This is a genomic window from Bacillus sp. P4_D3, from assembly GCF_056401855.1.
On sequence record NZ_JBFUIN010000255.1, the window covers coordinates 1 to 4,567 of the forward strand.

At 38.2% G+C, this 4,567-nt stretch carries 7 protein-coding genes; all 7 read left to right on the top strand.

Translation table 11 applies throughout. The features are described from left to right. Positions 1-14: 14 nt before the first annotated feature. Positions 15-1,304 carry a histidinol dehydrogenase gene (gene hisD, locus AC1DTM_RS18645; protein ID WP_016104287.1) on the top strand — a complete coding sequence of 430 codons (1,290 nt, stop codon included), beginning with the start codon at positions 15-17 and terminating at the stop codon, positions 1,302-1,304. Continuing rightward, positions 1,304-1,888, top strand: a complete 585-nt coding sequence (gene hisB / locus AC1DTM_RS18650; RefSeq protein ID WP_002201200.1) for an imidazoleglycerol-phosphate dehydratase HisB — start codon at positions 1,304-1,306, stop codon at positions 1,886-1,888. The genes hisD and hisB overlap by 1 nt, the downstream gene beginning before the upstream one ends. Further along, positions 1,889-2,518: an imidazole glycerol phosphate synthase subunit HisH gene (hisH, locus tag AC1DTM_RS18655; RefSeq protein WP_002158669.1), complete on the top strand. Its 630-nt coding sequence runs from the start codon at positions 1,889-1,891 to the stop codon at positions 2,516-2,518. Next, positions 2,491-3,210 (top strand): 1-(5-phosphoribosyl)-5-[(5-phosphoribosylamino)methylideneamino]imidazole-4-carboxamide isomerase, encoded by a 720-nt coding sequence (gene hisA / locus AC1DTM_RS18660; RefSeq protein ID WP_016104288.1) that lies wholly within the window; start codon positions 2,491-2,493, stop codon positions 3,208-3,210. Before hisH ends, hisA begins: the two co-directional genes overlap by 28 nt. After that, complete coding sequence (gene hisF / locus AC1DTM_RS18665; protein ID WP_016104289.1) at positions 3,204-3,962, top strand: imidazole glycerol phosphate synthase subunit HisF; 759 nt, start codon at positions 3,204-3,206, stop codon at positions 3,960-3,962. The genes hisA and hisF overlap by 7 nt, the downstream gene beginning before the upstream one ends. Next, positions 3,959-4,264 (top strand): phosphoribosyl-AMP cyclohydrolase, encoded by a 306-nt coding sequence (gene hisI, locus AC1DTM_RS18670; RefSeq protein WP_002158666.1) that lies wholly within the window; start codon positions 3,959-3,961, stop codon positions 4,262-4,264. Before hisF ends, hisI begins: the two co-directional genes overlap by 4 nt. A 10-nt stretch (positions 4,265-4,274) precedes the next feature. Further along, positions 4,275-4,567 (top strand): phosphoribosyl-ATP diphosphatase (gene hisE / locus AC1DTM_RS18675; protein ID WP_477000634.1); only part of this gene is annotated, 293 nt, incomplete at its 3' end.

The window sequence follows — 4,567 nt, forward strand, 5'->3', positions numbered from 1 at the left end:
TAGGGGGACTTTCAATGGAGATAGTTTGTGAAGATTTCCAAGAGGCTTTATCGAAAATAAAATTGCTACGAGAAAGCGCTAATTTAATAGAAGAAACTGTTCAAAGAAGTGTAAGCGAAATTGTTCAAAACGTAAGGGAGAGTAAAGATAAAGCTGTATCGTTCTATACAAAAAAGTTTGATGGTGTAGAGATAAAAGATTTTCGTGTAAGTGCAGAAGAAATAAAACAAGCAAGTAAGTTTGTAGAACAAGCTTTTTTAGAAGCGTTAGAAGAGGCAAAGAAAAACATTGTCTCTTATCACGAAAAGCAAACAAGACAATCTATGTTGGATTGCGTGAGTGAAGGGGTAATTAGAGGACAGCTCATTCGGCCGTTAGAAAATGTAGGTGTATATGTGCCGGGCGGGACAGCTTCGTATCCTTCATCAGTATTAATGAATGTATTGCCAGCAAAACTCGCAGGAGTGAAAAAAATTGTAATGGTAACACCGCCGAGGCAAGGAGGAATTGATCCGCATATTTTAGCTGCTGCAAGTCTTGCAGGTGTAGATGAAATTTATATGGCCGGTGGTGCTCAAGCAATTGCTGCTCTAGCATATGGAACGGAATCGATTCCTAAAGTAGATAAAATAGTTGGACCTGGAAATTTATATGTTGCTCTAGCGAAGCGAGAAGTATATGGGATAGTCAATATCGATATGATTGCTGGACCATCAGAAATTGTAGTTATCGCAGATGAAACAGGAAATGCCGAATATATTGCTGCTGATTTATTATCACAAGCAGAGCATGACGTGAGAGCGACTGCTATTTGTATTACAACGAATGTACAGCTTGCTAAAGAAGTAGAAAGAGAAATAGAAAGACAGCTAGAGACGTTACCAAGAAGTGAAATAGCTCGTGAGTCAATAAAAAGAAATGGAGCAATTTTTATTGTTCCTTCTTTAGAAGAGGCGTTTCACTTATCAAATGAAATCGCCCCTGAACATTTAGAGCTACACATAAAAGAGCCAATGAATGCTCTAGCTTATGTAAAGCATGCTGGATCAATTTTCCTTGGTCCATATGCACCTGAACCGCTTGGAGATTATTTGGCGGGGCCGAATCACGTATTACCGACAAGTGGAACAGCAAGGTTTTTCTCTCCGTTATCCGTCGATGATTTCGTGAAAAAATCAAGCTTCGTTTCTTATACGGAAGAAGCGTTAAGAAGTGTACAGCATCATATTGTAGAACTTGCAAATAAAGAAGGCTTACATGCACACGCAAGAGCAATCCAAATTAGGTTTAAGGAGGAAGAATAATGCGTCAATCTAGTCAAGCACGTGAGACGACTGAAACAAAGATTAAATTAAGTTTGCAGCTCGATGAAAGTACGAATGTTTCTGTGCAAACGGGAGTTGGTTTTTTTGATCATATGCTAACTTTATTTGCTAGGCATGGAAGATTCGGTTTGCAAGTTGAAGCTGAAGGTGATGTATTCGTCGATGCGCATCATACGGTTGAAGATGTTGGCATTGTACTCGGAACTTGTTTGAAAGAAGCATTGCAAAATAAAGAAGGGATTAATCGTTACGGCTCAGCGTATGTACCGATGGATGAATCTTTAGGATTTGTCGCGATTGATATAAGCGGGCGCTCATATATTGTATTTCAAGGTGAATTAACAAATCCGAAGCTAGGAGATTTTGACACAGAATTAACGGAAGAATTTTTTAGAGCAGTTGCCCATGCTGCAAATATTACGTTACATGCTCGCATTTTATACGGAAGCAATACACATCACAAAATTGAAGCTCTATTTAAAGCATTTGGTCGAGCGCTTAGAGAGGCAGTCGATAAAAATGCCAACATTACTGGTGTAAATTCAACGAAAGGGATGTTGTAATTGATTACTATTATAGATTATGGAATGGGGAATATTCGCAGTGTGGAACAAGCATTAAAATATATTAGAGCAGAGTACATCGTAACGGATGACAAAGAAGAAATATTGAGAAGTGATGGCGTTATTTTACCGGGAGTAGGTGCATTTCCGAAGGCGATGGACATTTTAGAAGAAAAAGATTTAGTATGTGTGCTAAAAGAAGTTGGAAGTTCAGGAAAACCACTTCTAGGTATTTGCTTAGGAATGCAGCTTTTATTTGAAAAAAGTGAGGAACTACAAGACTGTAACGGATTAAATTTATTGCCAGGTGTCATTAGAAAGTTAAAAGTTCCTTATAAAATTCCACATATTGGGTGGAATGAGTTGAAGAAAGATGGAGAAATACCGCTTTGGAATGGAGTAGAGGACGGTTCTTTCGTATATTATGTCCACTCTTATTATGCAGATTGTCCAAATGAAATTGTGTATGGGGCAAGTGAGTATGGAGTGCAAGTACCTGGTTTTGTAGCAAAAGGAAATATATTTGGCGCACAGTTTCATCCTGAAAAAAGTGGTGAAATTGGAATGCAAATGTTAAAAAATTTCAAAGGAGTGGTAGAAGCATGGAAATCTTCCCAGCTATCGATGTAAAAGAAGGGCGATGCGTAAGGCTGTATCAAGGAGAGTTTAGTAAAGAAACGGTGATGAATGAAGACCCAGTCGCACAAGCAATCATATTTGAAAAACTTGGAGCGAAAATACTACACGTTGTTGATTTAGATGGAGCAATTGCTGGGGAGTCAGTAAATTTACCTGTCATTGAAAAAATATGCAAGGCGGTACGTATTCCGGTGCAAGTTGGAGGAGGAGTTCGGTCACTCGCGGCAGTGGAGAAGTTGTTGTCAGTAGGTGTAGAAAAAGTGATATTAGGAACGGCTGCCCTTTACGATAAATCATTTTTAGAAGAAGCGGTTCGTCTATATAAGGAGAAAATCATAGTTGGAATTGATGCGAAAAATGGTTTCGTAGCAACAAGGGGCTGGCTCGATGTGTCTGAAATTTCGTACATCGATTTAGCGAAGCAAATAGAAAGCTTAGGTGTCCAAACGATTGTGTTTACGGACATTTCAAAAGATGGGACGCTTGCAGGACCAAATTTTGAGCAATTAGAGTTACTACAAAAAAGTGTGGGCATTCGTGTAATTGCATCTGGAGGTGTCGCATCTATTCAAGATGTAAAAAAATTAAATGATATGAATATATATGGCGTCATAATTGGAAAGGCACTTTACGAGAAAACGATTGATTTAGAAGAAGTGTTACAGGTAACAAAACTATGTTAGCGAAACGAATTATTCCATGTCTAGATGTGAAAGATGGGCGGGTCGTAAAGGGTGTGAATTTTATAGGGTTACAAGACGTCGGTGATCCTGTTGAAATAGCCGCATTATATAATGATGCGGGAGCAGATGAAATCGTATTTTTAGATATTACTGCGACGCATGAAGGGCGAAAAACGATTATAGATGTTGTAGAAAAAACTGCTTCAAAAGTATTCATTCCTCTCACAGTTGGCGGGGGGATTTCAAATGTGAGAGGAATGTACAATTTACTAAGAGCTGGAGCGGATAAAGTCTCAATAAACTCAGCGGCAGTGAGAAATCCGAAGTTAATCCAGGAAGGTGCAGAACATTTTGGCTCACAATGTATTGTCGTAGCAATTGATGCTAGAAAAGTAGCAGAAGATAAATGGAATGTATACGTAAATGGCGGAAGACTTAATACAGGGATGGATGCAATCGAATGGGCGAGACGCGTTGCCCAGCTCGGAGCAGGAGAAATTTTGTTGACGAGTATGGATGCAGATGGAACGAAAAACGGATATGATCTTCGTTTAACAGAAGCAATTTCAAACAGCGTTTCTGTCCCAGTAATCGCATCAGGTGGATGTGGTCATGTGGATCACATTATAGAAGTATTTCAAAAGACAACAGTTGATGCAGCATTAGCAGCATCAATCTTTCATTATGGTGAAGCGACTGTACAGGATGTAAAGCGAAAATTAAGAGAAGCAAACGTTGAGGTGCGGTTATGAAACCTAACTTTGCAAAAGGGTTGATACCAGCTGTTGTTATCGAGGAAGATACGAAAGAAGTTTTAATGTTAGCTTATATGAATGAAGAAGCGTATGACAAGACGCTGGAAACGAAAAGAACATGGTTTTATTCCCGTTCGAGACAATCGTTATGGAATAAAGGAGGTACATCGGGAAATATCCAATATGTGCAATCACTTTATTTAGACTGTGATCAAGATTCAATCGTTGTTGTCGTAAAGCAAGTAGGGCCTGCTTGCCATACGGGAGAAAAAACGTGTTTTCACTATAAAATTATATAGGGGGATACATATGGAAGATATTCTTAAGTTATTATTTGAAACAATTGAAGAACGAAAGAAAAATCCACTTTCTGAATCATATACGAATTATTTATTTTCAAAAGGTGAAGATAAAATTTTAAAGAAAATTGGTGAGGAGTGCACAGAAGTAATTATCGCGTCTAAAAATAATGATAAAGAAGAACTAGTGAAAGAAATGGTTGATGTATTTTATCACTGTTTTGTTTTATTAGCTGAAAAAAATATATCATTAGAAGATGTTATGAAGGAAGTGAAAGAACGAAACGGAAAGCTTTCGAGAGT